The organism is Massilia psychrophila (genome assembly GCF_002760665.1).
Lineage (GTDB): Bacteria > Pseudomonadota > Gammaproteobacteria > Burkholderiales > Burkholderiaceae_D > JAFCUW01.
In genome coordinates this window covers 1-24,034 of record NZ_PDOB01000005.1, presented here as the reverse complement: position 1 = coordinate 24,034, position 24,034 = coordinate 1, and the positions used below count along the sequence as shown (strand labels likewise).

Annotated in this window: 24 protein-coding genes and 1 tRNA gene; 11 read left to right on the top strand and 14 right to left on the bottom strand. The window is 63.2% G+C overall.

Annotation, left to right across the window (positions count from 1 at the left end):
• Positions 1-39: 39 nt before the first annotated feature.
• From CR103_RS04995 to wrbA, 5 genes are read right to left on the bottom strand one after another with little or no spacing between them, the layout of a single operon-like run.
• Complete coding sequence (locus CR103_RS04995) at positions 40-1,107, bottom strand: lipocalin-like domain-containing protein (RefSeq protein ID WP_099914914.1); 1,068 nt, start codon at positions 1,105-1,107, stop codon at positions 40-42.
• Positions 1,107-3,668: an FtsX-like permease family protein gene (locus CR103_RS04990; RefSeq protein WP_229442809.1), complete on the bottom strand. Its 2,562-nt coding sequence runs from the start codon at positions 3,666-3,668 to the stop codon at positions 1,107-1,109. The genes CR103_RS04995 and CR103_RS04990 overlap by 1 nt, the downstream gene beginning before the upstream one ends.
• Positions 3,665-5,074: an FAD-binding oxidoreductase gene (locus tag CR103_RS04985; protein WP_099914913.1), complete on the bottom strand. Its 1,410-nt coding sequence runs from the start codon at positions 5,072-5,074 to the stop codon at positions 3,665-3,667. The genes CR103_RS04990 and CR103_RS04985 overlap by 4 nt, the downstream gene beginning before the upstream one ends.
• 30 nt (positions 5,075-5,104) lie before the next feature.
• Positions 5,105-5,512 carry a DUF2069 domain-containing protein gene (locus CR103_RS04980; RefSeq protein WP_099914912.1) on the bottom strand — a complete coding sequence of 136 codons (408 nt, stop codon included), beginning with the start codon at positions 5,510-5,512 and terminating at the stop codon, positions 5,105-5,107.
• On the bottom strand, positions 5,512-6,123 hold the full coding sequence (gene wrbA, locus CR103_RS04975) for an NAD(P)H:quinone oxidoreductase (RefSeq protein WP_099914911.1): 612 nt from the start codon (positions 6,121-6,123) through the stop codon (positions 5,512-5,514). The genes CR103_RS04980 and wrbA overlap by 1 nt, the downstream gene beginning before the upstream one ends.
• Before the next feature lie 91 nt (positions 6,124-6,214).
• On the opposite strand from wrbA, the gene CR103_RS04970 reads away from it, so the two are divergent.
• On the top strand, positions 6,215-7,543 hold the full coding sequence (locus CR103_RS04970) for a YihY family inner membrane protein (RefSeq protein ID WP_099914910.1): 1,329 nt from the start codon (positions 6,215-6,217) through the stop codon (positions 7,541-7,543).
• A 175-nt stretch (positions 7,544-7,718) separates the two neighbouring features.
• Here the strand turns inward: CR103_RS04970 and CR103_RS04965 are convergent, their stop codons facing one another.
• Positions 7,719-8,522, bottom strand: coding sequence for an alpha/beta fold hydrolase (locus CR103_RS04965; protein ID WP_099914909.1), 804 nt, complete (start codon positions 8,520-8,522; stop codon positions 7,719-7,721).
• A gap of 1 nt (position 8,523) precedes the next feature.
• Positions 8,524-9,843: an O-acetylhomoserine aminocarboxypropyltransferase gene (locus CR103_RS04960; protein WP_099914908.1), complete on the bottom strand. Its 1,320-nt coding sequence runs from the start codon at positions 9,841-9,843 to the stop codon at positions 8,524-8,526.
• Between the two features lie 260 nt (positions 9,844-10,103).
• On the opposite strand from CR103_RS04960, the gene CR103_RS04955 reads away from it, so the two are divergent.
• Complete coding sequence (locus CR103_RS04955; protein ID WP_099914907.1) at positions 10,104-10,556, top strand: CBS domain-containing protein; 453 nt, start codon at positions 10,104-10,106, stop codon at positions 10,554-10,556.
• Positions 10,557-10,610: 54 nt separating this feature from the next.
• On the opposite strand, the gene CR103_RS04950 is transcribed toward CR103_RS04955, so the two are convergent.
• On the bottom strand, positions 10,611-12,872 hold the full coding sequence (locus tag CR103_RS04950) for an EAL domain-containing response regulator (RefSeq protein WP_099914906.1): 2,262 nt from the start codon (positions 12,870-12,872) through the stop codon (positions 10,611-10,613).
• A 229-nt stretch (positions 12,873-13,101) separates the two neighbouring features.
• On the opposite strand from CR103_RS04950, the gene aroC reads away from it, so the two are divergent.
• On the top strand, positions 13,102-14,208 hold the full coding sequence (aroC, locus tag CR103_RS04945) for a chorismate synthase (protein WP_099914905.1): 1,107 nt from the start codon (positions 13,102-13,104) through the stop codon (positions 14,206-14,208).
• Positions 14,209-14,571: 363 nt separating this feature from the next.
• Here the strand turns inward: aroC and CR103_RS22455 are convergent, their stop codons facing one another.
• A complete protein-coding gene (locus CR103_RS22455) occupies positions 14,572-14,736 on the bottom strand; it encodes a hypothetical protein (RefSeq protein WP_180279280.1) in 165 nt (54 codons plus the stop codon).
• A 209-nt stretch (positions 14,737-14,945) separates the two neighbouring features.
• Between CR103_RS22455 and upp the strand changes: the two genes are divergently transcribed.
• The 3 genes from upp to CR103_RS04930 all read left to right on the top strand — a co-directional run bounded on the left by upp (position 14,946) and on the right by CR103_RS04930 (position 16,478).
• A complete protein-coding gene (gene upp / locus CR103_RS04940; RefSeq protein WP_099914904.1) occupies positions 14,946-15,596 on the top strand; it encodes a uracil phosphoribosyltransferase in 651 nt (216 codons plus the stop codon).
• Between the two features lie 10 nt (positions 15,597-15,606).
• Entirely contained in the window at positions 15,607-15,987 is a 381-nt protein-coding gene (locus CR103_RS04935; protein WP_099914903.1) for an Hpt domain-containing protein, read from the top strand.
• 287 nt (positions 15,988-16,274) lie between these two features.
• The gene (locus CR103_RS04930; RefSeq protein WP_010398811.1) at positions 16,275-16,478 is read left to right on the top strand and encodes a cold-shock protein; all 204 of its coding nucleotides are present in this window, start codon (positions 16,275-16,277) and stop codon (positions 16,476-16,478) included.
• Between the two features lie 187 nt (positions 16,479-16,665).
• Here the strand turns inward: CR103_RS04930 and CR103_RS04925 are convergent, their stop codons facing one another.
• Positions 16,666-17,571, bottom strand: a complete 906-nt coding sequence (locus CR103_RS04925; RefSeq protein ID WP_099914902.1) for a LysR family transcriptional regulator — start codon at positions 17,569-17,571, stop codon at positions 16,666-16,668.
• 197 nt (positions 17,572-17,768) lie between these two features.
• Here CR103_RS04925 and aceB point away from each other — a divergent pair, with 197 nt between their 5' ends.
• Complete coding sequence (aceB, locus tag CR103_RS04920) at positions 17,769-19,358, top strand: malate synthase A (protein ID WP_099914901.1); 1,590 nt, start codon at positions 17,769-17,771, stop codon at positions 19,356-19,358.
• Between the two features lie 7 nt (positions 19,359-19,365).
• On the opposite strand, the gene CR103_RS04915 is transcribed toward aceB, so the two are convergent.
• Entirely contained in the window at positions 19,366-20,037 is a 672-nt protein-coding gene (locus CR103_RS04915; protein WP_099914900.1) for a 2-hydroxychromene-2-carboxylate isomerase, read from the bottom strand.
• Positions 20,038-20,042: 5 nt separating this feature from the next.
• Positions 20,043-20,846 carry a hydroxyacylglutathione hydrolase gene (gene gloB / locus CR103_RS04910; protein WP_099914899.1) on the bottom strand — a complete coding sequence of 268 codons (804 nt, stop codon included), beginning with the start codon at positions 20,844-20,846 and terminating at the stop codon, positions 20,043-20,045.
• Positions 20,847-20,874: 28 nt separating this feature from the next.
• Here gloB and CR103_RS04905 point away from each other — a divergent pair, with 28 nt between their 5' ends.
• The 4 genes from CR103_RS04905 (at position 20,875) to CR103_RS04890 (ending at position 22,998) form a co-directional block, all read left to right on the top strand.
• Positions 20,875-21,660, top strand: a complete 786-nt coding sequence (locus CR103_RS04905) for a class I SAM-dependent methyltransferase (RefSeq protein ID WP_099914898.1) — start codon at positions 20,875-20,877, stop codon at positions 21,658-21,660.
• A 9-nt stretch (positions 21,661-21,669) separates the two neighbouring features.
• Positions 21,670-22,107 carry a ribonuclease HI gene (gene rnhA, locus CR103_RS04900; protein WP_099914897.1) on the top strand — a complete coding sequence of 146 codons (438 nt, stop codon included), beginning with the start codon at positions 21,670-21,672 and terminating at the stop codon, positions 22,105-22,107.
• 64 nt (positions 22,108-22,171) lie between these two features.
• Complete coding sequence (dnaQ, locus tag CR103_RS04895; RefSeq protein ID WP_099914896.1) at positions 22,172-22,876, top strand: DNA polymerase III subunit epsilon; 705 nt, start codon at positions 22,172-22,174, stop codon at positions 22,874-22,876.
• 47 nt (positions 22,877-22,923) lie between these two features.
• Positions 22,924-22,998: transfer RNA gene (locus CR103_RS04890), tRNA-Val, on the top strand.
• A gap of 41 nt (positions 22,999-23,039) precedes the next feature.
• Here the strand turns inward: CR103_RS04890 and CR103_RS04885 are convergent.
• Together CR103_RS04885 and CR103_RS04880 are read right to left on the bottom strand one after the other, a co-directional pair.
• Positions 23,040-23,666 (bottom strand): site-specific integrase, encoded by a 627-nt coding sequence (locus CR103_RS04885; RefSeq protein ID WP_180279279.1) that lies wholly within the window; start codon positions 23,664-23,666, stop codon positions 23,040-23,042.
• Between the two features lie 69 nt (positions 23,667-23,735).
• Positions 23,736-24,034 (bottom strand): IS66 family transposase (locus tag CR103_RS04880; RefSeq protein WP_143752517.1); only part of this gene is annotated, 299 nt, incomplete at its 5' end.

Here is a 24,034-nt window from a genome sequence, read left to right as displayed (position 1 = left end):
TTCTTCGTTTGGTTTTCGTTCTGTTTCAAAGCTGTTGTTTTATAGCGTGAGCGGCTTGTCGTAGCCCGTCATTTCGAGATAGCCGTGGCCGGCCGGCTTGCCGTCGCGCTCGATCGTCACCGCGCCTTCCCAATACACCGAGCCGGTCGAGCGCCGCGTATCGAGTTCCTGGTCGTGCTGCAAAGGTAAGATGCTCCAGCTGGCGTCGCCGGTGACGATGGTCGTCGCCACCGGATAGACGGCGCCCGTGCGCGGCGACTTCCACCGCGTCCGCGGGGTAAAACTGACCTGGCCCGGTAAAAACTGCGTCACTTTGCCGGAGGCATCGCGCAAGACCGCGTGCGCCCATAGTTTACCACCTTGTTTGCCGCGAATCTGGAAAGCCATCAGCGCCGAGCCGTCGGCGAGGTTGGCGCCGACCCAGTCCCAGCCGGCGGCACCCGGGTCGAGCGCCTGGCTGGACCATTCGTGATCGAACCAGGCGCTACCCGTGACCTTGGCCGGCGCGGCGCCGGCGCGGCCCGCCAGGCCGCTGACCGACAGTTGCGGTTCGCTGTAGTAATAGCTCGCCTGGGCCGGGTTCGGCCCCTTGCGCGAGTAGCCCTGGGCACCCTGCACCAGCGGCGGGCCGCTCGGCGTCAGGCGCAGCTCAAGCGTCAGTTCGGTCGAACGGATCGACACCGTGTAGGCACCGTCAGCACCGCGCTGCATGTGCCAGTCGTCCACCTTCACATCAGTCGTGCCGGTCCTGGCGTAGGCCAGGCCGAAGCCTTCGCGCGCGCTGCGCTCGTCGTGCACCAGGCGCCCGAACGCCGGGTCGGACAGCGCGGCATGCGCGATGATCAGCTGCTTTGGCGCGAACGCGCTTGGATTGGCGTCGTCAACGCCGGTCCGGCTGCGGAAAAAAGTGACCTGGAAGCCAAGCGGCTTGCCATCCGGCTTTGCCAGCCAGCCGGTGACGTACCACCACTCGGTCTTGAATTCGGGGTGGGCGCCGAAGTCGTGCGGGAACGCCAATGGCCGGTCCGGCACCACGGGCGCGAAGGTCGGCGGCGCCGCCCGGCAGCAGGTCGCGATCAACAGCATCAGCATGAAAATAAAACGCATTACCAGTCCTCTCTGACGGCGCGAATCGGCCCGCCTGACAAGGCGTAGCGCCCCGACACCAGTGCGGTGAGCACCGAGGCGCCCAGCAGCAGCGAGGCGACGCTGGCCAGCAAACCCCACGGCATATGCAGCTGCATGGTCCAGTGGAACGATTGCGGATTGACGACAAATACCAGGATCAGGCTGATGAAAAGGCCCAGGACGAAGCCGCAGGCGACGCCGAGCGCGGTGAGCGAACCGCCTTCGAGCGCCAGGATGCGCAGGATCTGGCCGCGGGTGACGCCGACGTGGCGCAGCATGCCGAATTCGCGCGCGCGCGCCAGCGTCTGGGCCGAGAAGGTGGCGGCCACGCCCGACAGGCCGATGGCAATCGCAATCGCCTCCAGCAAGTAGGTGACGGCGAAGCTGCGGTCAAAAATCTTCAGGCTCATCGCGCGGATCTGGCTCGGCTGGGCGAACTGCAGGGCGGCGCCGAACGGCAGCGCACGTAGGCGCGATTCGACTTCGGCGGCAGTGACGCCAGGCCGGGTCCAGACGGCGGCGTCGCTCACGTCTTGCTCGCCGGTAAGCAAGCGGTAGTCCGGCAGCCGTATCTGCACCGAGCCGGACTGGTTGGAGTAATCGCGCCAGGCGCCGGCGATGAAAAACTCGCGCAGCCGTCCGTTGATCGGGATCGAGATCCGGGCGCCGACCTTTGCGCCGTACAGGTCGAGCATTGCTTCGGATACCCACGCCGGCATCGATTCGGTGCCATTCGCAGCAGGCCGCTTCGCGCTGGCGCCGACCAGCACCATCACCTGGCCGGGATCGTCGACGTCGATGTCGCGCGCGATCAGGGTCACCGGCGCGCGCGCCGGGTCGAGCGACACCTGGCGCGAACGCAGGAACTGGACGCGCGCCACCCCGGGAGTTGCAGCCAGCGCGGCTTGTTCAGCTGGCCCGAGCGAGGTCGTGTTGCCGGCCACCGCGTTGCGGATGTACAGGTCGGCCGGCAGGATCTGCACCAGCCAGTCGTCGACCGAGACGCGAAAGCTCGACACCATGATTGCCATCGCCACCATCAGGCTGAAACTTGACAGTACGCCGCCGAGCGCGATGGCGGCGCTGCCCGAGGCGTTCGCCAGCCGCGCCAGGGAAAGTGCCGGCACCGGGTGCTGGCGGGCGCGCCGCATCGCGACCCGGTTTAGAAAGCCGAATACCCAGGCGGCCACGCGCGGCATCATGCCGATCCCGCCGACCAGCAGCAGCGCAATCGCGATGTAACCGAAAATGGGCAGCTCGAACAGCGGCGGCGCGCGCGTCAGCAGGGCCGCCACAGACAGGCAGGCAAGCGACGGCCAGATGCGCGCAAGACCGGACAATGCGGTCTCGTCGCTGCCCGATTTGAGCGCCACCGCCGGCGCCGCGCGCGCCGCCTCCAAGGCCGGCGCCAGGCAGCCGAGCAGGGCCACGCCCAGTCCCAGCGCAAAAAACACGACAGCTGCGACCGGCGTGAACTGCACCGCCGGCTGCACGCCGGTAAAATAGCCGGCGCCAAGGTCGGCACCGAAGAAATGCAGGGCGGCGGCGGCCAGCGCGTAGCCGGCGGCGATGCCGAGCAGCGCGCCGATCACACCCAGGCTGGCGCCTTCGAGCAGTACCTGGCCGAGCAGCTGGCGCCGCTCGACGCCGAGCACCCGCATCAGCGCGAACTGGCCACGGCGCCGGATCACCGACAGCGCCTGGGTCGAAAATACCAGGAAGGCGCCGGTGAACAAGGCCACCAGCGCCAGCACGGTGAGGTTGACGCGGTAGGCGCGGCTCAAGGTGTTGGTGCGGGCATCAAGGCTTTCGTCGTTCGGCTGGGCGACCTGGAAGCGGCCGGGGAATTCACGCTCCAGCTCGCGCGCCAGATCGCGCTCAAAACGGTCGCGGTCGACTCCTTCGCGCAATTTGAGGTCGATGCGCGACAGCTTGCCGCCCTGGCGGAAGCGCCACTGGGCAGCGCCGATATCCATCACGCCGATGCGCTGGCCGGCGCGCGCGCGCAGCAGGCCGCCGGCCACGCGCAAGCTGAAGTCGGTGGTACCCTCGCGCAGCACGATGGCGCCGCCGCTTGCGGTGTTTAACCACGTCATTGCTGCCGGCGACAGGAACACGGCATCGTCGGCCAGCATGTCGAACGGCTTGCCTTCGACCGGCACGCCCAGCAAGTCGGGCGATACGGCGCCGGCGCGGAAAGGGTCGATGCCGATGATTTTCAACGCACCACGCGCGCCCGGCACGCCGGCATCGAATTCAAGTACCGGCGAAGCGATGGCGACACCCGTGCGTTGCGCCAGGCGCGGGTAGATCGCCTGGTCGAACAGCGCCTCGCGCCCGGCCACCTGGACGTCGGCCTGGCCGGACAGGCTTTTGACGGCGGCCGAAAATTCGTTGAACGCCGCCGCGTTGATGAGGTGGATGGCAAAACCCATCGACACGCCGACGGCGATGGCGGCGATCGCCAGCAGCGCGCGCACCGGGTGCGAGCGCCATTCGCCGAACAGCAGCCAGCGCGCGAGCAGACCCGGGCCGCTCACAGGACCTTGCCGGGGTTCATGATGCCGAGCGGGTCGAGCGCGGCCTTGATTGCCCGCATCATGTCCAGCTCGACCTTCGGCTTGTAGCGCACCAAATCGTCACGCTTGAGGGCGCCGATGCCGTGTTCGGCCGAGATCGAACCGTTGAACTGTTCGACGCTGTCGTGCACGATGCGGTTGATCGCCTTTTGGTTGGCGAGGAAGCTCTCGTGCGGCTTGCCGTCGGCCGGTGCGACGTTGTAATGCAGGTTGCCGTCGCCGAGGTGGCCGAAGCAGACCACCTGGCAGTGCGGGAAAGCTTGCTGCAGCCTGGCGCCGGTAACGTCGATGAAGTCGGCGATGGCGGACACCGGCAGCGAGATGTCGTGCTTGATGTTGTTGCCGGCTGCCGCCTGCGCCAGCGGAATATGCTCGCGCAGCTGCCACAGCGCGCGCGACTGGGCGTTCGAGGTGGCCAGCACGGCGTCGTCGGCAAGACCGCGCTCGAGAGCCTGCTCGAGCGACAGTTCGAGCAGCCGGGCGGCATGCTGCTCCGATTCGTGGCTGGTCACTTCCAGCAGCACGTAGTGCGGATGGCGCGCCGCAAACGGCTGCGCCAGGCGCGGAAAGTGGGTAGCGACCAGTTGCATGCAAAAGTCGGACATCAGCTCGAAGCCGGTCAGGCCGGCGCTGGCGCGGTCCTGCATCAGGTGCAGCAAAGCGAGCGCATCGCGCGGCGATTTCACAGCCACCAGCGCGGCGATCGACGCCTTCGGTTGCGGGAACAGTTTGAGCACGGCGCCGGTGATGACGCCGAGCGTGCCTTCGGCGCCGATGAGCAGGCCGCGCAGGTCGTAGCCGGTATTGTCCTTGCGCAGGCCGCGCAGGCCGCTCCAGATGTCGCCATGCGGCGTGACCACTTCGAGACCGAGGCACAGCTCGCGTGCATTGCCGTAGCGCAGCACCGCGGTGCCGCCGGCGTTGGTCGACAGGTTGCCGCCGATGGTGCAGCTGCCTTCGGCCGCGAGCGACAGCGGGAACAGGCAATCCTGTGCCAGCGCCGCCTGCTGTATATCGTGCAGGATGCAGCCGGCATCGACCGTGATGGTGCGGTTGACCGTGTCGAGCGCGCGGATGCGGTTCATGCGCGAGAGCGACAGCACCACCTGCTCCCCGCTGGCGTCGGGCACGCTGCCGAGCACGAGGCCGGTGCGCCCGCCTTGCGGCACCAGCGCGATGCGGCTGTCGGCGCAGGCGCGCACCAGTTGCGCCACCTGCATCGGGTCGCCCGGGCGCAGTACCGCCAGCGCGCGCCCGGTGAAGCGGCCGCGCCAGTCGGTGAGATAGGGCGCGCAGTCCTCGGGCGAGGTCAGCACGTAGTCAGGGCCGGCCGCCTGGCGGCAGCGCTGCAGGAAGTCAGCAGCCATGGTTCACCCGCATGCGCCAGGACATATCGCTCAGCACTCGTTCTTGGAGGCCGGATTGACCTTGTCGAGCAATTCCTTGGCCAGCTTCTTGGCCGCTTTTTTGTACGGCCGCAGGTACAGCAGCGCGCAAATGAAGTACGTGCACACCAGGGCCGTTTCGCCCAGCGCCATGAACTGCGACTTCGGCAGGATGTCGCTCCAGCTGCGCACCACGCCTTCGGTAAAATACAGCAGGATCACCATCGACGACCATTGCAGCGTGTACAGGTCGCGCTTGAGGACGCCGCGCAGGGGAATCAGCAGCGGCAACGCCTTGAGTACCAGGAACGAGCCGCCGGGGTGCAGCGGCGCGACCACGGTTTCCCATGCCACCAGCCAGCCGATCAGCGCGACCAGGCTGCCGATGGCGCCCCAATGAAAAATCTTTTGCTGTTCCATCAGCGTGCTCCCTTGAGAGTCGAGGCGGTCAGTGCCAGGCGGCGCCCAAGCGCAATGGCCAGCCGCTTTTCGTCGTCGGTAATGGCTTTGTCGCCGTCGATGCCGGACCAGTGGGTGGCGCCATACGGGCTGCCGCCGCTCGAGGTGGTCATCAGTTCCGGATGGGTATACGGCAATCCCATCACCAGCATGCCGTGGTGCAGCAGCGGCATCATCATCGACAGCAAGGTCGATTCCTGGCCGCCGTGCAGGCTGCCGGTGGAGGTGAAGACGACCGCCGGCTTGCCCGCCAGCGTGCCGGCCAGCCATTCGGCTGCCGTGCCGTCGAGAAAATACTTGAGCGCGGCCGCCATGTTGCCGAACCGGGTTGGCGAGCCGAGCGCCAGGCCCGCGCAGTCGGCCAGGTCCTGCGTTTCGACGTAAGGGGCGCCGCTGGCCGGGATGTCCGGGGCGGTCGCTTCGGCGACGGTCGAGACGGCCGGCACGGTGCGCAGGCGTGCGTCGAAGCCGGGAACGCTTTCGATTCCCTGGGCGATCAGTTCAGCCAGCTTGCGGGTGGCGCCATGGCGCGAATAGTACAAAACAAGAATAGTCGAATTAGTTGGGTTCATCGTTGGTATTATAGGGCCGTTTACATTCTGATATGAGCGCGGCCGGATGCTTTCCAAAACAGTTCATACGCTTTCCAGGTCGACCAGTGAAATGATCCATGGCAGCGTGGACCTGATACGTGGCTTGAGCTGGAGCGAAGTGCGCGACCTGTTTCGCTTTGCCGGCCGCCGGCTGAAGGAAGAAAAGCTGCCGCAGGTGGCCGGCAGTCTGACTTTCACCACCACGCTGGCACTGGTGCCGCTGCTGACGATTGTGCTGGCGATTTTTACCACCTTCCCGATCTTCAGCACTTTTCGCGCATCGCTGGAAACGTATTTCGTCCAGACCGTGATGCCAAAAGGAATCTCGAACACGATCATCGGCAATCTGACCCAGTTCGCCAGCAAGGCAACGCGCCTGTCGGCGGTGGGCGCGGTGGTCTTGCTGTTTACGTCGAGCGCGATGATCGGCATGGTTGAGCGCTCCTTCAACCAGATCTGGCGCGTCAAGCGCACCCGGCCGCTTCAGCATCGGCTGCTGATGTACTGGGCGCTGCTGACGCTCGGCCCCTTGCTGCTCGGCCTGTCGCTGACGCTGACGTCGCAGTTGTTCATGGCCACCAACGACCTGGTGCGCACCGTGCCGTTGCTGGGCGCGCTGTTCTACACCGCGGTGTCGCTGGCGTTGACCACCGGCGCCTACACGCTGCTGTACATGACGGTGCCGAACCGTTACGTCGACTGGCGCGACGCGGTGTGGGGCGGCCTGGCGGCGGCGGTCGCCTTCGAGTTCGCCAAGCGCGGCTTCGGTATTTTCATCAAGCAGTTCCCGAACTACACGATCATTTATGGCGCGCTGGCGGCGCTGCCGTTGTTCCTGCTGTGGATGTATCTGTCGTGGATGATCACGCTGGTGGGCGCGCTGATCACCGCCGCGCTGCCGATCGTCAAATACGAGCGCTGGTGGTACGAGCCGGTGCCGGGCGGCGCCTTTGTCGACGCCGTGGCGATCCTGAAGGTGCTGCACGGCGGCGCCAGGGAGACCGATTCGGCGATGGTGCCTTCGGCGTCGATCCGGACCCGTACCCGCATCGGCTACGATGAAATGACGATGCTGCTCGACCGGATGGTGACGGTGGGCTGGGTCGGGCGGGTGCAACCGGACGTATCTGCGCGATTACGCTGGGGCAAGCGGGTCAGGGAAAGCGACGACAACTGGGTGCTGCTGATCAATCCGGAGAAGTTGAAGCTGGCCGACGTCTACCGCTTGTTCGTGTTTGGTGGCGCGACGCTCGCGCTCAATGCCGGCGCGACGGACGTTGGCGCCGGCGCGCCGATGGCGTTCGATACGGCGGCGCTGGCGCGGCAGGTGGAGGCGGCGGTGGAGCAGGGGCTGGAAGAGACGCTGGCGGAGCATTTTGCGGCGAAGGGCGGCGCCTAGTTCACGCAAAAAAATGGGGTCCCCTCGTTCGAGGATGTCGCAAAACGTCAAATGGCCGCAATGATCCCGTCGTCCTGGCGCACGCGGGGACCTGATTTGCGAGACAAATCGGTCACCTTTTAATGGACCAAAACGGGCCAAAACGGACCAAGGCAGGCGTTCACGCCATCGTCAATCATGCCTTGGCAAACGCGAACAGGGCATCGAGCACCGCATCGGGCTGCTCGGTCATCAAGGAGTGGCCAGCGTCGACGTGGACGATCTTGCCCTGGGCGACAGCCGTTGTCAGCGTCTTGGTCGACCGGGGCGGCGTCATCATGTCCTTGCTGCCGAAAATAAACAGGGCAGGGCAGGCCAGCGCGCGCGCCGCCGCCTCGCCGTTCGCATAGGCATTGCAGGCGCTAAAATCGGTATGGAACAGCTGTGCCGGATTGAGCGCCGACATGCGCTGCATCAGCCGGCGCGCGCTGCCCATGGCGCTCACGCCGGCCAGCGGACAGGCCGGATTTTGCGCGCGCATCGAATGCGACCAGATGTTGACCATGTCGATCGCCGCTGGCTCGGCGTTTTTCGCCGTCTCGAGCAGCGCTTCCGACACCTTCATCGGGTACGTCGTGCCCAGCATGGCCAGTTTCACGGCGCGCCCCGGGGCCTGGTGCGACGCCTCCAACGCCACCAGCGACCCCATGCTGTGACCGACCAGCATGGCCCGTTCCACGCCGACGGCGTCGAGCAAGGCCAGCAGCCAGGCGGCCATCGCCTCGACGTCGGTCTTTGCCGCGCCCTTGCTGCGGCCGTGGCCCGGCAGGTCGACCGCCAGCACATTGAAGCCGTGGTGGGCAAAATAGCGGGTCTGCAGGATCCATACCGAATGGTCGTTCTGGGCGCCGTGGATGAACACGACGGCCGGCAGCGCCGGGTCGAACTGCCTGCCGCCGGTGTAGCAGTAGGCCTCGACCCCTTCGACGTCGACGATCATCTCAAGCTCCTTTCTGCGGCAACTGGGACAATTTCAGGCCGCGTGCCAGGTCGTCGACCAGATCGTCGACGTTCTCCAGGCCGACCGACAGGCGCATGGTTCCTTCCTTGATGCCGGATGCGGCAAGCTGGTCGGCCGGCACCCGGAAGTGCGTCGTCGAGGCCGGATGGATCGCCAGCGATTTGGCGTCGCCGACGTTGGCCAGGTGGGAAAAAACCTGCAGCGAATCGACAAAGCGCCGTCCGGCCGCGCGGTCGCCCTTGATGTTGAACGAGAGCACCGCGCCGCAGCCTTTCGGCAGCAGCGTCTTGGCCAGTTCGTAGTCGGGATGCGAATCGAGTTCCGGGTAAGACACCGACTCGACGGCCGGATTTTTCAGCAGGAAGTCGACCACTTTGCGCGTGTTCGACACGTGGCGGTCCATGCGCAGGCTGAGCGTTTCGATCCCTTGCAGGACGGCGAAGGCGTTGTGCGGGCTCATGACGGCGCCGAAGTCGCGCAAGCCCTCGCGCCGGGCGCGCATGGCGAACGGCGCAACCGTCGATTCTTCGGCAAACACCATGCCGTGAAAGCCCTCGTACGGTTCGCACAGCTCGCCGAAGCGGCCGCTCTGCTCGTATGCCGCTTGCCAGTTGAAGCTGCCGCCGTCGACCAGCAGGCCGCCGATCGCGGTGCCATGCCCGCACAAGAATTTGGTCGCCGAGTGGAACACCAGGTCGGCGCCGTGATCAAACGGGCGCAGCAAATACGGCGTGGTGAAGGTGGCGTCGAGCATCAGCGGCAGGTGGTTGCGGTGCGCGATGTCGGCTACGCGGGGAATGTCGAGCACGTCGAGGCCGGGATTGCCGAGCGTTTCGGCGAACAATACCTTGGTGTTGGGGCGGATCGCCGCGTGCCAGGCGGCCATGTCGCGCGGATCGACAAACGTGGTGTCGATGCCGAAGCGCTTTAACGTGTAGGCCAGCAGGTTGTGCGAGCCGCCGTACAGCGCGCGCGAGGCGACGATGTGCGAGCCGGCGGCGGCGATGGTGGCCAGGCCGAGGTGCATGGCGGCCTGGCCGCTGGCGGTGGCGATGCCGGCAACGCCGCCTTCGAGGGCGGCGATGCGCTCCTCCAGCACGGCGTTGGTAGGGTTCGAGATGCGCGAGTAGACGTGGCCGGCGCGCTCCATGTTGAACAGCGACGCGGCGTGCTCGGAGTCCTTGAACGCAAACGACGACGTGAAATAGATCGGCGTGGCGCGCGCGCCGGTGGTGGGATCGGGGGTGCTGCCGGCGTGCAGCGACAAGGTGTCGAAGCCGGGGTACTGGGGACCGCTCATGGTGGGCTCGTCGGGGTCGAAAGGATGGGTCGAATCGTAGCACTATTTCATCGGCCCGCCGCTGCCGGGCGGCGCGCCGGCCTGGATTATTTGTGGATTATTTGTGGATAATTCGTGGATAATTCGTGGATAGTTCGTGGATAATTCGTGGATGATCCGAGATACTGGATTTTTTGCCACGCTTAGGCTACAGTCAGCAGGCGCCTGGTCAACCGTCAGGCATCATTCGCGAACTTAATTTGCAGACAAGGGTGGCCATCATGAAAGTCTCTGAAATACTACAGGTGAAGGGCAACATCCTTTACACCGCCACACCCGAGATGGCGCTGGTCGATGCGGTCAACACCATGGCCGAGAAGGACATCGGCTCGCTGGTGGTGATGGAGTTCGGCGACCTGGTCGGCATGCTGACATTTCGCGAAGTGATCAAGGTAGTGCACAAGAACGGCGGTTCGGTCGGCGCCGGCACCGTGCGCAAGCACATGGACGACCATCCGATCACCGTCACGCCCGACACCGAAATCAATGAGGTGCGGCGCATGATGCTGGAAAAGCACGCGCGCTACTTGCCGGTGATGGATGCCAAGACCCTGCTCGGCGTGATCTCGTTCTACGACGTCGCCAAGGCAGTGCTGGAAGCGCAAAGCTTCGAGAACCGCATGCTCAAGGCGTATATCCGCGACTGGCCGGTCGAGGCGGGGCAGGACGACTGATTCAACTGGCTAGCTTGGCACAAGGTATCGGGCACGTAGTCGCGCCGTCCCGTCTCAGGCCGTTCGCACCTGCGGGTGCTCGCGCAGCCAGTCGTACAGCGCCGGCGGCGACATCGGCTGCGCGAACAGGAAGCCTTGCGCCATCGGGCAGCCCAGCGCCTGCAAGATCTGCGCCTGGCGTTCGTCTTCGACCCCTTCGGCCACCACCGACAGGCCGAGGTTGCGGCCGAGCTGGATCACCATCTCGGCAATACTGCTGCCGCGCGCCGAGCCGGTGATCTCGCTGACAAAGGCGCGGTCGATCTTGAGCCGGTCGATCTGCAGCCGCTGCAGGTAGGACAGCGACGAGAAGCCGGTGCCGAAGTCGTCGATCGCGATCGACACGCCGGTGCGCTTGACTTCGGCCAGCATCTGGATCAACTGGTCAGGCTCTTCCATCGCCATCGATTCGGTGATTTCGAGTTCGATGTATTCGGGCGGCGCGCCGCTGTCCTCGAGTGCCGAGCGCAGCATGGCAAGGAAGAAGGGGTGGCGGAACTGCACCTGCGAGACGTTGACCGACATCGTTAAAGCGCAGTGGCCGGCGGCGCGCAGGCGCACCAGTTCTTTGCAGGCGCAACGCAGCACGAAATCGCCGATCTCGATGATCAGGCCGGAGTACTCGGCGATCGGGATGAAACGCACGGGCGAGATGAAACTGCCGTCGGAAACCTGCCAGCGCAGCAGCGCTTCGGCGCCGACCGGTTGCCGGGTGTTCAGGTCGATCTGCGGCTGGTAGACAACAAACAGTTCGCCCTTGGCAAAGCCGGTGCGCAGCGCGTGCATCATGCGCACCCGCTCGCGGATTTCGACGCCCATGCTGCGCGAGAAGTAAAAGTGACCGGCGCGCTGCTGCATCTTGGCGCGCTTGAGCGCGATGTCGGCGTCCTTGAGGGCGTCGGCGCCGCTGCCATCGTGCTCGGCCAGGCGCACCAGGCCGAGCGTGGCCGACAGCTGCACGTCCTGGCCGTCGATCGAAAACGGCGCCTGAAACAGGGCCAAGATCGCTTCCGGATTAACCGCGTCGGCGTCGCCCAGCACACTGAAGATGTCGCCGCCGATGCGCGCCACCGTCAGGTGCCGGCCGAGGCGCGATTGCAGCCGTGTTGCCACCGCCACCAGTAACAGGTCGCCAAACTGGTGGCCGAGGGTTTCGTTGGTTTCGGCAAAATGGTCGAGGTCGACCAGCGACAGCGTGGCGGTGTCGCGGCCCGGCCCATGCAAGGTGGCGTCGAGGATCTCGACCAGGCGGGTGCGGTTCGGCAGCTTCGAGAGCTGATCGTAGAAGGCGGTGTTGTGCAGGTGCGAGACCAGCTCGACGTTCTCTAACCCGACCGCGACATTGCTGCAAAAGACGTCGAGCAAGCGCTTTTCGATGTCGCCCAGCGGACGGTCCAGGAGCACGAAGGCGGCGAAGTCGCGGCCCGATTTACCGCCGAAGTACAGCGTCGCGCTGTCGCGCTCGAAGATGCTGGCGCGCTGCACCAGCGTGCGGCTGATCGCATCGAAGGCGCGCGGGTCGTCCAGGCTCGCAAGCACACCGTCATTGAGTCGATAAAAACTGCCGGCGCAGGCAATCACCGGCAACTGCCGGGCGCGCCCGCCTTGCGGCTCGGGAGCGCACAGCACGCCGTCCGCTTTGCCATCGAGGATGTCGGCAACCTGGGTCAGCACGCCGGAGGCGAAGTTCTTCACACCGTGCAGCGCCATCAGTTCGGTGCTGGCGCGCACGATCTGGTCAAGTCCGCGCCGGTTGCAATTGAGTGCGCGTATCTGCTGGTACGAGCGGATCGCCGCCGTGACGGTGGTGTACAGCTTGATGCGCGTCAGTTCCGACTTGGTCTTGTAGTCGTTGATGTCGAAATCGCGGATGGCGTCGATCTCGGGCGCGTAGCCCGGCTGGCCGGTGCGCAGGATGATGCGCACGTCGGACAGCTTGAGCGTTTCGCGGATGTGGCGCACCAAGTGTAGGCCGGCGTCGTCATGCTCCATCACGACGTCGAGCAGGATGACGGCGATGTCGCTTTCATGGCGCAGCATCTCGCGCGCCTGGGCGGCCGAGTAGGCATGGACGAATTCGAGCGGCCGGCCTTGCATGTCGAGGTTGCCGAGCGCGAACGTGGTCGTTGCATGGACATCTTCGTCGTCGTCGACGATCATCACACGCCACACCGCCCAATCCGTGCTCGCCGCGCCGGTTACTGCTTGTTCATCCAGAAATACTAGGTCGTCGTGATCGTCCTTGACATGCTTTAAGGGCGTGCTCGCATGGGACATGTGCAGCTTCTCCAGGAATTGACCAATTGTTTTGGCAATCTTAGTATATAGCGGTTTGCCGCAGGGCAGGGCGTTTCCATGCGTCAAGCATAGATGTACTGCTTTGAGGTAACTGTTCTTCTCCATGCCGGCCCACGCAAAACCTTCCGGCCGGGTGGTTTCGGGCCGCCGCCATCGGGCCGCGCGCGGGACTGGTAGAATTAGCGTTTTCGTCACTAAGCTCAATCCCATGTCCGGCAACTCATTTGGCAAGCTGTTCACAGTCACCACTTTCGGCGAATCGCACGGCGCGGCGATCGGCTGCGTCGTCGACGGCTGCCCGCCCGGCATGGCGCTGTCGGCGGCCGACATCCAGCTTGACCTTGACCGGCGCAAACCGGGCACCTCGCGCCATGTGACCCAGCGCCAGGAGTCCGACAGTGTGCAGATCCTATCGGGCGTCTACGAAGGCTTGACCACCGGCACCCCGATCGCGCTGTTGATCCCGAACGAAGACCAGCGCAGCAAAGACTACGGTAATATCGCCGACAGTTTCCGGCCCGGTCACGCCGACTACACTTACTGGCACAAGTACGGCGTACGCGATCCGCGTGGCGGCGGGCGCTCGTCGGCGCGGCTGACCGCCCCCGTGGTCGGTGCCGCCGCGATCGCGAAAAAATGGCTGCAACAGCAGTACGGCACCGTATTCATGGGCTGCATGAGCCAGTTGGGCGACATCGCGGTGCCGTTCGATGGGTGGGAACACGTGGCGAACAACCCGTTTTTTGCCGCCAGCGGCGACACTGCCCTGATCGAACGGATGGAGGCGGCGATGGACGAGCTGCGGCGCGCCGGCGACTCGATCGGCGCGCGCATCGACGTCGTCGCGCATAACGTGCCGGTCGGCCTCGGCCAGCCGATCTACGACAAGCTCGACGCCGACATCGCCTACGCCATGATGGGCATTAATGCCGTCAAGGGCGTCGAAATCGGCGCCGGCTTCAAGTCGGTAACACAGAAAGGCTCCGAGCACGGCGACGAACTGACTTTGCTAGGCTTCGTCGGCAACAATGCCGGCGGCACGCTGGGCGGGATTTCGACCGGGCAGGACATCACGGTGTCGATCGCCATCAAGCCGACGTCGTCGATCCGCACGCCACGCCGCTCGATCGACAAGGATGGCAATCCGGTGATGGTCGAAACGTTCGGCCGCCACGATCCTTGCGTCGGCATTCGCGCCACGCCGATCGCCGAAGCGATGCTTGCTCTGGTGCTGATGGACCACGCGCTGATGCACCGCGCCCAGTGCGGCGACGTGCGGGTAGCGACGCCGGACATCGCCAGGGCCAAGGCCTGACCTGAGGTCGATCGGGCGCTTCAACGTCCGGGCGGGCGCCGGTCAGTGAAATTGCCGGGAAGCTGTCGTCCCAGTCGCTGTAGATGAAGCCGGCGCCCTGGCGCTGACGCACAGCGGCACGATGACGAAGCTGCGGACCCGGGGGTCAGTTCCGACATTCCGGACCCGGGGGTCAGTTCCGACATTCGGACACGATCTCGGCTGTAGCGTTTCCCGGACCCGGGGGGCAGTTCCGACATTCGGACACGACCTCGGCTGTAGCGTTTCCCACCGGCAATGCAATTTTTCAGAGGAGGCTCGAATCTAAGGGTGGGGCCGTGTCCGAATGTCGGAACTGACCCCGGAGGCGGAGGAGGCTCGAATCTAAGGATGGGGCCGTGTCCGAATGTCGGAACTGACCCCGGAGGCGTGCAGCGCCGTCCCTTGCAGTTCGCGGCCATGGCCGAGGCCATGGGGGGCGCTCAGGCTGGCGAACACGATGCGGCCGGCCGGATCGAGCCTGAAGACGGCGTTGCCCGCTGTCTCCATCAGCGGTTGGGGGCACGGCTGCCAATTCCTGAAACTTGCGTTTGCGCTAGGCCTGGCACGCTGTTTCGACAAGTCAAACGATCCGGCGCAGGGCGCGCGCCGGCCGGCCGAGCAAAAGAATCCGATATTTATTTGCCAAATTACGGACAAGGGAGGCAATGGCTGGGATAATGCTGGTACAAGTCACAACAATCACTCAACTGCCCTCCATGAAACAAGATTCGCGCTTTCCCAATCTGTTTATCCTGACTCATCCGCTGATCCAGCACAAGCTGTCGCACATGCGTGAGCGCGACACCTCGACCCGCACCTTCCGCGAGTTGCTCAAGGAAATCACCTTGCTGATGGGTTACGAAGTTACCCGCGACCTGCCGCTGACCACCCGCTCGATCGAAACTCCGCTCGAGACCATTGACGCGCCCGTCATCGCCGGCAAAAAGCTGGCGATCGTACCGATTCTGCGCGCCGGCATCGGCATGAGCGACGGCCTGCTGGAGTTGGTGCCGTCGGCGCGTGTCGGCCACATCGGCGTGTTCCGCGACCCGGCCACCCACAAGCCGGTCGAATACCTGGTGCGCCTGCCCGATACGGCCGACCGGATCTTCATCCTGTGCGACCCGATGGTGGCGACCGGTAATTCGGCCGTCTATGCCGTCGACGTGCTCAAGAAGCGCGGCGTGACGGACGAGAAGATCATTTTTTTGGCGCTGGTCGCCGCGCCCGAAGGCGTGACGGTATTCCAGCAAGCGCATCCTGGCGTCAAGCTGTATGTCGCCTCGCTCGACTCGCACTTGAATGACCACGCTTACATCGTGCCGGGCCTGGGCGATGCGGGCGACCGCATTTTTGGTACCAAGTAAGCCGGCGGCAATGGCAACTTTGGTCGATCAGGATTTTTTCGCCCGTCTGCGGCTGTTGAGCGACAAGTTCGCCGCCAGCGTGCCCGGCATGCTGGCGCGCCTGGCGACGCTGCGCGCGGTCTTCGATCCGCACGCGCCGGCGCCGGAGTCGGTTGCCGAGCTGCGTCAGATATTGCACACCGTCGCCGGGTCCGCCGCCACGTTTGGTTTTCGCGCCATGGGCTACCAGGCGCGCGCGCTCGAACAGCGCCTGCGCGTGCTGATGGCGTTCGATGTGATCGCCCCGCGCGACTGGGAGAGCTGGCTCGTCAGCCTGGATAACTATCTGGCGTGGGCCGAGATCGACCCGCAGTCGAAAAACTACCCTGATGAAAACGTGCAACAGCAATGACGGGAGCGGGGCAAATCGTTTGATCTATCGCAAACTTGGTCCGCTTCGATAGCTTATATTCAACTCACTGCAGCGCTGACATGGAGACTTCAAAAAGTGATGTGCGGAATTATTAAGGCTTCGCACATTTTTATTTTGTGAATTTCGTGTTGTCGGTGTTTTATTGGGTATAATACGGGATCGTTGGATTCGAGGTAGTAAGTGCAGTCTGTCTGTCATTTCTTTCTTGCTTCTTTAAACGATCTAAAACGGGCGCAAGCCCAACTTAACTGAAATAGGAAATTGTAATGGCAACTGGCATCGTAAAATGGTTCAATGATTCGAAGGGCTTCGGCTTTATCACCCCTGACGAAGGCGGCGAAGATCTGTTCGCTCACTTCTCGGCTATCCAGTCGAACGGCTTCAAATCTTTGCAAGAGAACCAACGCGTCTCTTTCGAAGTAACCGCTGGCCCTAAAGGCAAGCAAGCTTCGAACATTCAGCCTATCTAATCGCTGAGTCAACGAAATAAGAAAATCCTCGGTTTCCGAGGATTTTTTTTGTCTAACGGGTCTGTCCCCACGGGACAGACCCTGGTTTCCGCACCGATCAGGTGGAGTTAGCGTGCCCCACGGGGCTCAGCGTCGCCGGTTCCGCGACTAAGCTGATTCAAGCGCAAGCCGGGCCTGATCCCTTGCATCACGCCGCGCGCCAGTACTCCGGCTGGTTGTACGTATGGCGCAAAAAATCGACAAAAGCGCGGATTCGCAGCGGCAGGTGACGGCGCTGGGCAAACACCGCGTGAATATCGTTGCCGGGCGCCGCATGATGGTCGAGTACCGTGCACAGCCGCCCGGCCCGGATCTCCGGCCCTACTTCCCACATGGAGCGCCACGCCAGCCCCTTGCCGGCCAGCGCCCAGTCGTGCAGCACTTCGCCGTCATTGCACACCATGTTGCCGGTTAATTTTAACGTCACCGGCTTGCCGTTTTCGAGAAACGTCCAGCCGCGCTGGCTGCCTTCGCTGCTGATCGCGAGGCAATTATGCCTGGACAGATCGGCCAGGCTGTGCGGCGTGCCGTGCCGCTTCAGGTAGGCCGGCGAGCCGACCAGCACGCGCTGGTTGTCCGCCAGTTTGACGCCGACCAGGCTTGAATCGGACAAGCTGGCAATCCGGATCGCCACGTCGACCCCTTCGCCCACCACGTCGACCAAGCGGTCGTTCAGGTTCAGGTTGACGCTGACGTCGCGGTGTTCGGCAAGAAACGAGGGGAGCAGCGGCGCCACGTGCTGGCGGCCGAAGCCGGCCGGCGCCGACACCAGCAGGTGGCCGCTGGCGCGCGCGCTGCGCTCGGCCACGGCCGATTCGGCTTCCTCCAGTTCGCCCAATATGCGCTGACAATCTTCAAGAAAGGCGGCGCCTTCGTTGGTCAGCACGAGCTTGCGGGTGGTGCGCTGCAGCAGCTTGACGCCGAGCCGGGTTTCGAGGGCGTCGAGGCGGCGCCCGATCATGGCCGGCGCAATGCCTTCGGCCCGCGCCGCCGCCGACAAGCTGCCGCGTGCCACTACCTCGACGAAAGTAGAAATCTGGCGAAACTGCCCCATTCGGTTGACTCCGGTTATCTGTGATAAAAACGCACAGATGAATGTATTTATTGTCTCGTTTAGCTACTGTTTAGTGAATATACTTGCATTGGAATTCAGCGCCAACCGCACTATACTAGAACCGGCGTGCGGCAGCGCAGCATGAGCTTGCTTGCCAGGACGCAATTCAATTTCTTTATCAATAACAGGAGTCACGCATGAGCATTGCTACCCCGGCCGGTATGGACATTACCGGAGACATCGCGCCAGGTTTCGATCAGGTTCTTACCCCTGAGGCGCTTGCGTTGGTTGCCAAGCTGACGCGCGCCTTCGAGCCGCGCCGCCAGGAACTGCTGGCCAAACGGGTCGAAAAGGTCGCGCAACTCGATGCCGGCGAACGTCCCGACTTTCTGGCCGAGACAGCGCACATCCGCGCCGGCGACTGGAAGATTGCGCCGATTCCGCAGGCGCTCGCATGTCGCCGCGTCGAGATCACCGGTCCAACCGATCGCAAGATGGTCATCAACGCCTTCAACTCGGGCGCCGATGCCTACATGACCGACTTCGAAGATTCGCAGACGCCGAACTGGCACAACCAGGTCGACGGCCAGCTCAACCTGATGCAAGCCGTGCGCCGCACCATCACCCTCGAGCAAAAGGGCAAATCGTACAAGCTGAACGACAAGATCGCCACCCTGATCGTGCGTCCGCGCGGCTGGCACCTCGATGAAAAGCACGTGCTGGTCGACGGCAAGCGTATTTCCGGCGGCATCTTCGACTTCGCGCTGTTCATGGTCCACAACGCAAAAGAGCTGCTGGCGCGCGGCGCCGGCCCTTATTTTTACCTGCCGAAAATCGAATCGCACCTCGAAGCGCGGCTGTGGAACGACATCTTCGTCATGGCCCAGGATGAACTCGGTCTGCCGCAGGGCACCATCAAGGCGACGGTGCTGATCGAAACGATCCTGGCCGCGTTCGAGATGGATGAGATCCTGTACGAACTGCGCGAACACAGCGCCGGCCTGAACGCGGGCCGCTGGGATTACATTTTCTCCTGCATCAAGAAATTCAAGCTGGACAAGGATTTCTGCCTGGCCGACCGCCCGAAAGTGACGATGACGGCGCCGTTCATGCGCGCGTATGCCTTGCTGCTGCTTAAGACCTGCCACCACCGCGGCGCGCAGGCAATGGGCGGCATGGCGGCGCTGATCCCGATCAAGAACGATCCGGAGAAGAACGAAATCGCCATGGCCGGCGTGCGGGTCGACAAGGCGCGCGACGCCACCGACGGCTACGACGGCGGCTGGGTTGCCCACCCGGGCCTGGTCGAGCTGGCGATGACGGAATTCGTCAAGGTGCTGGCCGACAAGCCAAACCAGGTCGAAAAGCAGCGCATGGACGTCAACGTGACGGCCGCGCAACTGCTCGACTTCAAGCCGGAAGCGCCGATCACCGAAGCGGGCCTGCGCTACAACATCAATGTCGGCATCCATTACCTCGGCAGCTGGCTGTCGGGTAACGGCTGCGTGCCGATCCATAACCTGATGGAAGATGCGGCCACCGCCGAGATCAGCCGCTCCCAGGTGTGGCAGTGGATCCGTTCGAGCAAGGGCGTGCTGGAAGACGGCCGCAAGGTTACCGCCGACATGGTGCGCGCGATGATTCCGCAAGAGCTGGCAAAGGTTAAGGTCGACGCCCCGAACGGCGACAATCCGACTTACGTCCGCGCGGCGCAGATCTTTGAAGAAATGGCAACGTCGGACTCGTTCGCGGAATTTTTGACGCTGCCGCTGTACGAAGAGATCTGATGTAAATTTAGCGTTTGCGCTCCGCCAGCGGCGGCAGCGCTAAAAAATCGGCGAGCGCGGCTAACGCCCGCGCGTCAGTTTCCTGGCGCTGCCCCGACAGGCACCGGATCAAGCTATCGATCCGGTCGCCGCCCCAGAACAATTCGTCGTCGACCTTGAGCGTCGGCACCCCGAACACCCCATCGGCAATCGCTTTTTCGGTTTCGCGCGCCAGCTGCATTTTAATGGCCGGTTGCTGGGCCGCCGCTTGCAATGAAGGTCCGCTCAGGCCGCACGCCGTAGCCAGGCGCTGCAGGACCGCCGTGTCCGACACGTCCTGCCCGTCTTCCCAGCATGCCTTCATGACCGCAAGCGCGAAGCGGCGCCGCTCGTCCTGGCGCGTCAGTGCCTGGCACATGCGCAACGCCTGCAGCGGATTGAACGGATGGCCTGGCGGTCCTTTGAAGGGGAGAGCGGCGCGCGCCGCTTCGCGCATGACGTCACGGAAAATATAGGCGCGTTTGGCCGGGATTTCGGCCGGCCCGAGGTTGCTGTGGGCATTCAGCAGCGCGCCGAACAGCACCGGCTGAAACACGATCTGGGCGCCGGCCGCCTCGATCCGCGCGAGCGCGTTCGCAGCCAGCCAGGCATACGGGCTGACCGGGTCGAAGTAAAAGGTGACGATGGGCGTCGGGTTCATGCGCCTCAGAAGTTGTTTTTCCACTCACGCAAGGCAGTGAATGCGGTGAGCGGCGCGGCGCCAACCTCAAGTTTACGGGCGGCAACTAGGCTGCGCACGATTTCCGCCTCGCGGTAGCGCAGGAACGGATTGGTGGCCTTTTCGAGCCCGATGGTCGACGGTACCGTGGCCTGGCCGGCGGCGCGTTTGGCAGTGTCAAGCTCGACCCGTTGCCGCAGTGCCCGGTTGCCTGGCTCGACCGCGGTGGCAAAGCGCAGATTCTCCAGCGTGTATTCGTGGGCGCAATACACGCCGGTGTCATCCGGCAAGGCGGCCAGCTTGCCGAGAGAATCGGCCATCTGCACCGGCGTGCCTTCGAAAATCCGGCCGCAGCCGCCGGCGAACAAGGTGTCGCCGCAGAACAGCCAAGGCGCTTCCGTTGGCGCCTCGCGCACGTAGGCGATGTGGCCCTTCGTGTGGCCGGGCACGTCGAGCACGCGTAAGCGCAAAGCGAGGCCGGGCACGTCGACCCGGTCGCCTTCGCCAAGCGGATGTGTGACGGCGGAAATGGCATCGTTGCGCGGACCGAATACCGGCACCCGCGCAAAATTTAACAATTGCGGAACACCGCCAATGTGGTCAGCATGGTGATGGGTGAGTAGAATGGCAGTGAGGGTCAGTTTGTGCGCGGCCAGTGCTGCAAGGATGGGGCCGCTGTCGCCCGGGTCCACGGCAGCGGCGTTGACGCCATCATGCACCAGCCAGAGATAGTTGTCCTTGAACGCGGGGACTGGCAGCACGCTTAACGCATTGCGCGGTAAATTGATCATATGAGTGGGTTTCTACAAAAGGGCAGGCATGGATAGCGCGGCATCACAACAGTCTATTATAGCGCTCGATGGCTGGCTGCGAACGCCGGCCGGGGCCTACGTGCGCGAGTGGGAGCAAGCTTGCCTGAACGAACTGACGGCCGATATCTTCGGCTTTAACGCGGTGCAGATCGGTGTGCCGCAGATCGATGCGCTGGCGGCCAACCGCATGCCCAACAAATGGCAGGCGGCCACCCGTACATCGACCGCCGACCAGTTGGCGATCGCCGCTTCAGGCAGGCAGATCGCGGTGGCGCTCGACTTCACCGACTTGCCGTTTGCTTCGCAAAGCCTGGACCTGGTGGTGCTGCCGCACGTGCTCGAATTTGCCGCCGAGCCGCATCAGGTGTTGCGCGAAGTCGAGCGCGTGCTTATTCCCGAAGGCCAGGTGATCATCTGCGGCTTCAATCCGGCCAGCCTGTGGGGCCTGCGCCAGGGCATGGGGCGCATTGCGCGCAACCCTTATTTGCCCGTCGCCGGCGAATTCATTTCTATGCCACGGATGAAAGACTGGTTAAAATTGTTGAATCTTGCCGTCAGTCGCAGTCATTTCGGCTGCTACGCGCCGCCGTGCCGCACCGATAAATGGCTTCAGCGCTTCGCCTTCATGGAGCGCTCGGGACAGCGCTGGTGGCCCTATGTCGGCGCCGTCTACATGGTGCATGCAATCAAGCGCGTCAAAGGCATGACCATCATCGGTCCGGCATGGAACAAGAAATCGGCGGCGTCTCAACAGGCGGTCCCCGCAACCAACAGAATAGAACCGAGAAAGTAGAACCGCGGGATGAGCAAAGTAGAAATTTTTACCGATGGCGCATGCAAAGGCAATCCAGGTACCGGAGGCTGGGGTGCGTGGTTGAGCGCCGACGGACACGAGAAGGAAATCTTCGGCGGCGAACTCAACACCACCAACAATCGCATGGAGTTGCGCGCCGTGATCGAAGCGCTGACGACGCTGACGCGGCCATGCGAAGTCGTGCTGCACACCGACAGCCAGTACGTGCAGAAGGGCATCTCGGAGTGGATCCATGGCTGGAAAAAGCGCGGCTGGAAAACCGCCGCCAGGGAGCCGGTCAAGAACGATGATTTGTGGAAAGCGCTCGACGCCATCCAGGCCACCCATACCGTCGACTGGCGCTGGGTGCGCGGCCACAACGGCCATCCCGGCAACGAGCGCGCCGACGTGCTGGCCAATCGCGGCGTCGAGACCGTGCGCAAGTAGAGCGCGGTGGTTTGTTATACTGCCGCGCTGCACCTTTTTTACTGCCTGATCCACTTGAGACCCTATGCGTCAAATCGTCCTCGATACTGAAACCACCGGCCTCAATCCCCGCACGGGCGACCGCGTCATCGAGATCGGCTGCGTCGAACTGCATAACCGCATGCTGACCGGTAATAACTTTCACCGCTACCTCAATCCTGACCGCGATTCGGAAGAAGGAGCGCTGGCGGTGCACGGCTTGACTACGGAATTCTTGCGCGACAAGCCGCGTTTTGCCGAGATCGCACAGGAGTTACGCGACTACGTGCAAGGTGCCGAAGTCATCATCCACAACGCGCCGTTCGACCTCGGCTTCCTCAACGCGGAGTTCAAGCTGCTCGGTCTGCCGACATTCACCGAGCATTGTTCCAGCGTTATCGACACCCTGGTCAATGCGAAGGAAATGCATCCCGGCAAGCGCAACTCACTCGATGCCTTGTGCGACCGCTATGGTGTATCGAACGCCCACCGCAAGCTGCACGGTGCCCTGCTCGATGCTGAATTGCTGGCCGACGTCTACCTGTCGATGACGCGCGGCCAGAATTCGCTGTCGATGGACATGGAAGAAGAAACCACGTCCGACGGCGTCATGCTGGAAGTGGTGCCGCTGGCCGACACGTTCGTGCTGGCGGCCAGCGCCGACGAACTGGCCGAGCACGAAGGCGTGATGAAAGGACTCGACAAGGCCGTCAAGGGCGAGTGTATCTGGAGAAATTACGCAAGCGCGTAAATTGTTGTGACGGTTCCGCCGGGGCGTGTCATAATATGGCCCGATTCGGGAGGTTAGCTCAGGGGTAGAGCACTGCATTCACACTGCAGGGGTCGCAAGTTCGAAACTTGCACTTCCCACCAAGATTACTTTAATAAAATCAATAACTTAGGTGGGAATTTGATCAAGCAGATCTTATTTCTGCGTATAGCGCCGCTAGACGTTCCTTCTTATCCCCATCCAGCCCTTTTTTGGTCCACTTAGTGTAGACGGTGTACACCATGGTGGCGTCAACGTGCCCCATCTGCGAGGCGACATAGAGTGGTGGTTCTCCGAGCATCAACAGACTGGTCGCAAATGTATGCCTCGTTTGATATGGGCAACGGTATCGCACTCCCGCCAGCTTTAGAATGCGCTTCCATCGCCCTCGAATCTGCTTGTCGCCGGTCCACCGCTTCAACGTGACCGCATGAGGCAATACTAACTCGCCAACTCCTCGCCTGTGCATCTGGGTGCTCAGGCCGTCTACGGCGAGCTGCCTTAAGTCAATCTCGCGGAGTGCTGAGTCTGTTTTCCCAATGTCCCTGAGCACTCCGTCGACATATGCGCCATCGACCGTTGCTGTGCCTTCCCTAAAATCCAGATCGTCCCAGATCAAAGCAATGTATTCGGAAGGCCGCATGCCAGTTCCGAACGCCCACGCTACCATGGAGCGCTCAAGGGCTCGATCACAAGCGTTCAGAATCTTTTCGATTTCATCCACATCGAAAGGATCAGCGTCTTTATTACTTTTTCGCCGTTCTGGTGACAAGATCTCCTTGAGGTCAATATTATCAAATGGATTGCTAGTGATCCAATTTTCCCTGTGACTATTTAGCCGCTATGCAGCGAGCCGAATTGGATCGCCATTGAAGGCGCGCCGCAAGACGTCGAGCATGCCGTGGCCTTGTTTGCGCAGCGTGTCGAGGCAGGAGCGGATGACGCAGAAATTCTCGGCGCCGAGTACGGTACGAAAGCAGCCGGATATCTTCTGCTTCACTTTGGGCATACGTACGGCACGCTCACCGATATTGTTCGTGAACGGGACGGCGTGGTCAGCGATGAACAACAGAACGGCATCAGCGTAGAGCCGGAAGCGTTTGAGCAGGTTAAAAGCGACGGACTGCTTGACCGGCCCTC

Bases quoted from the DNA above. Each gene is read 5' to 3' on its own strand.
- CR103_RS04995 (WP_099914914.1), bottom strand. From the start codon at position 1,107: ATGCGTTTTATTTTCATGCTGATGCTGTTGATCGCGACCTGCTGCCGG.
- CR103_RS04985 (WP_099914913.1), bottom strand. From the start codon at position 5,074: ATGGCTGCTGACTTCCTGCAGCGCTGCCGCCAGGCGGCCGGCCCTGAC.
- CR103_RS04980 (WP_099914912.1), bottom strand. From the start codon at position 5,512: ATGGAACAGCAAAAGATTTTTCATTGGGGCGCCATCGGCAGCCTGGTC.
- wrbA (WP_099914911.1), bottom strand. From the start codon at position 6,123: ATGAACCCAACTAATTCGACTATTCTTGTTTTGTACTATTCGCGCCAT.
- CR103_RS04970 (WP_099914910.1), top strand. From the start codon at position 6,215: ATGATCCATGGCAGCGTGGACCTGATACGTGGCTTGAGCTGGAGCGAA.
- CR103_RS04965 (WP_099914909.1), bottom strand. From the start codon at position 8,522: ATGATCGTCGACGTCGAAGGGGTCGAGGCCTACTGCTACACCGGCGGC.
- CR103_RS04960 (WP_099914908.1), bottom strand. From the start codon at position 9,843: ATGAGCGGTCCCCAGTACCCCGGCTTCGACACCTTGTCGCTGCACGCC.
- CR103_RS04955 (WP_099914907.1), top strand. From the start codon at position 10,104: ATGAAAGTCTCTGAAATACTACAGGTGAAGGGCAACATCCTTTACACC.
- CR103_RS04950 (WP_099914906.1), bottom strand. From the start codon at position 12,872: ATGTCCCATGCGAGCACGCCCTTAAAGCATGTCAAGGACGATCACGAC.
- aroC (WP_099914905.1), top strand. From the start codon at position 13,102: ATGTCCGGCAACTCATTTGGCAAGCTGTTCACAGTCACCACTTTCGGC.
- CR103_RS22455 (WP_180279280.1), bottom strand. From the start codon at position 14,736: ATGGAGACAGCGGGCAACGCCGTCTTCAGGCTCGATCCGGCCGGCCGC.
- upp (WP_099914904.1), top strand. From the start codon at position 14,946: ATGAAACAAGATTCGCGCTTTCCCAATCTGTTTATCCTGACTCATCCG.
- CR103_RS04935 (WP_099914903.1), top strand. From the start codon at position 15,607: ATGGCAACTTTGGTCGATCAGGATTTTTTCGCCCGTCTGCGGCTGTTG.
- CR103_RS04930 (WP_010398811.1), top strand. From the start codon at position 16,275: ATGGCAACTGGCATCGTAAAATGGTTCAATGATTCGAAGGGCTTCGGC.
- CR103_RS04925 (WP_099914902.1), bottom strand. From the start codon at position 17,571: ATGGGGCAGTTTCGCCAGATTTCTACTTTCGTCGAGGTAGTGGCACGC.
- aceB (WP_099914901.1), top strand. From the start codon at position 17,769: ATGAGCATTGCTACCCCGGCCGGTATGGACATTACCGGAGACATCGCG.
- CR103_RS04915 (WP_099914900.1), bottom strand. From the start codon at position 20,037: ATGAACCCGACGCCCATCGTCACCTTTTACTTCGACCCGGTCAGCCCG.
- gloB (WP_099914899.1), bottom strand. From the start codon at position 20,846: ATGATCAATTTACCGCGCAATGCGTTAAGCGTGCTGCCAGTCCCCGCG.
- CR103_RS04905 (WP_099914898.1), top strand. From the start codon at position 20,875: ATGGATAGCGCGGCATCACAACAGTCTATTATAGCGCTCGATGGCTGG.
- rnhA (WP_099914897.1), top strand. From the start codon at position 21,670: ATGAGCAAAGTAGAAATTTTTACCGATGGCGCATGCAAAGGCAATCCA.
- dnaQ (WP_099914896.1), top strand. From the start codon at position 22,172: ATGCGTCAAATCGTCCTCGATACTGAAACCACCGGCCTCAATCCCCGC.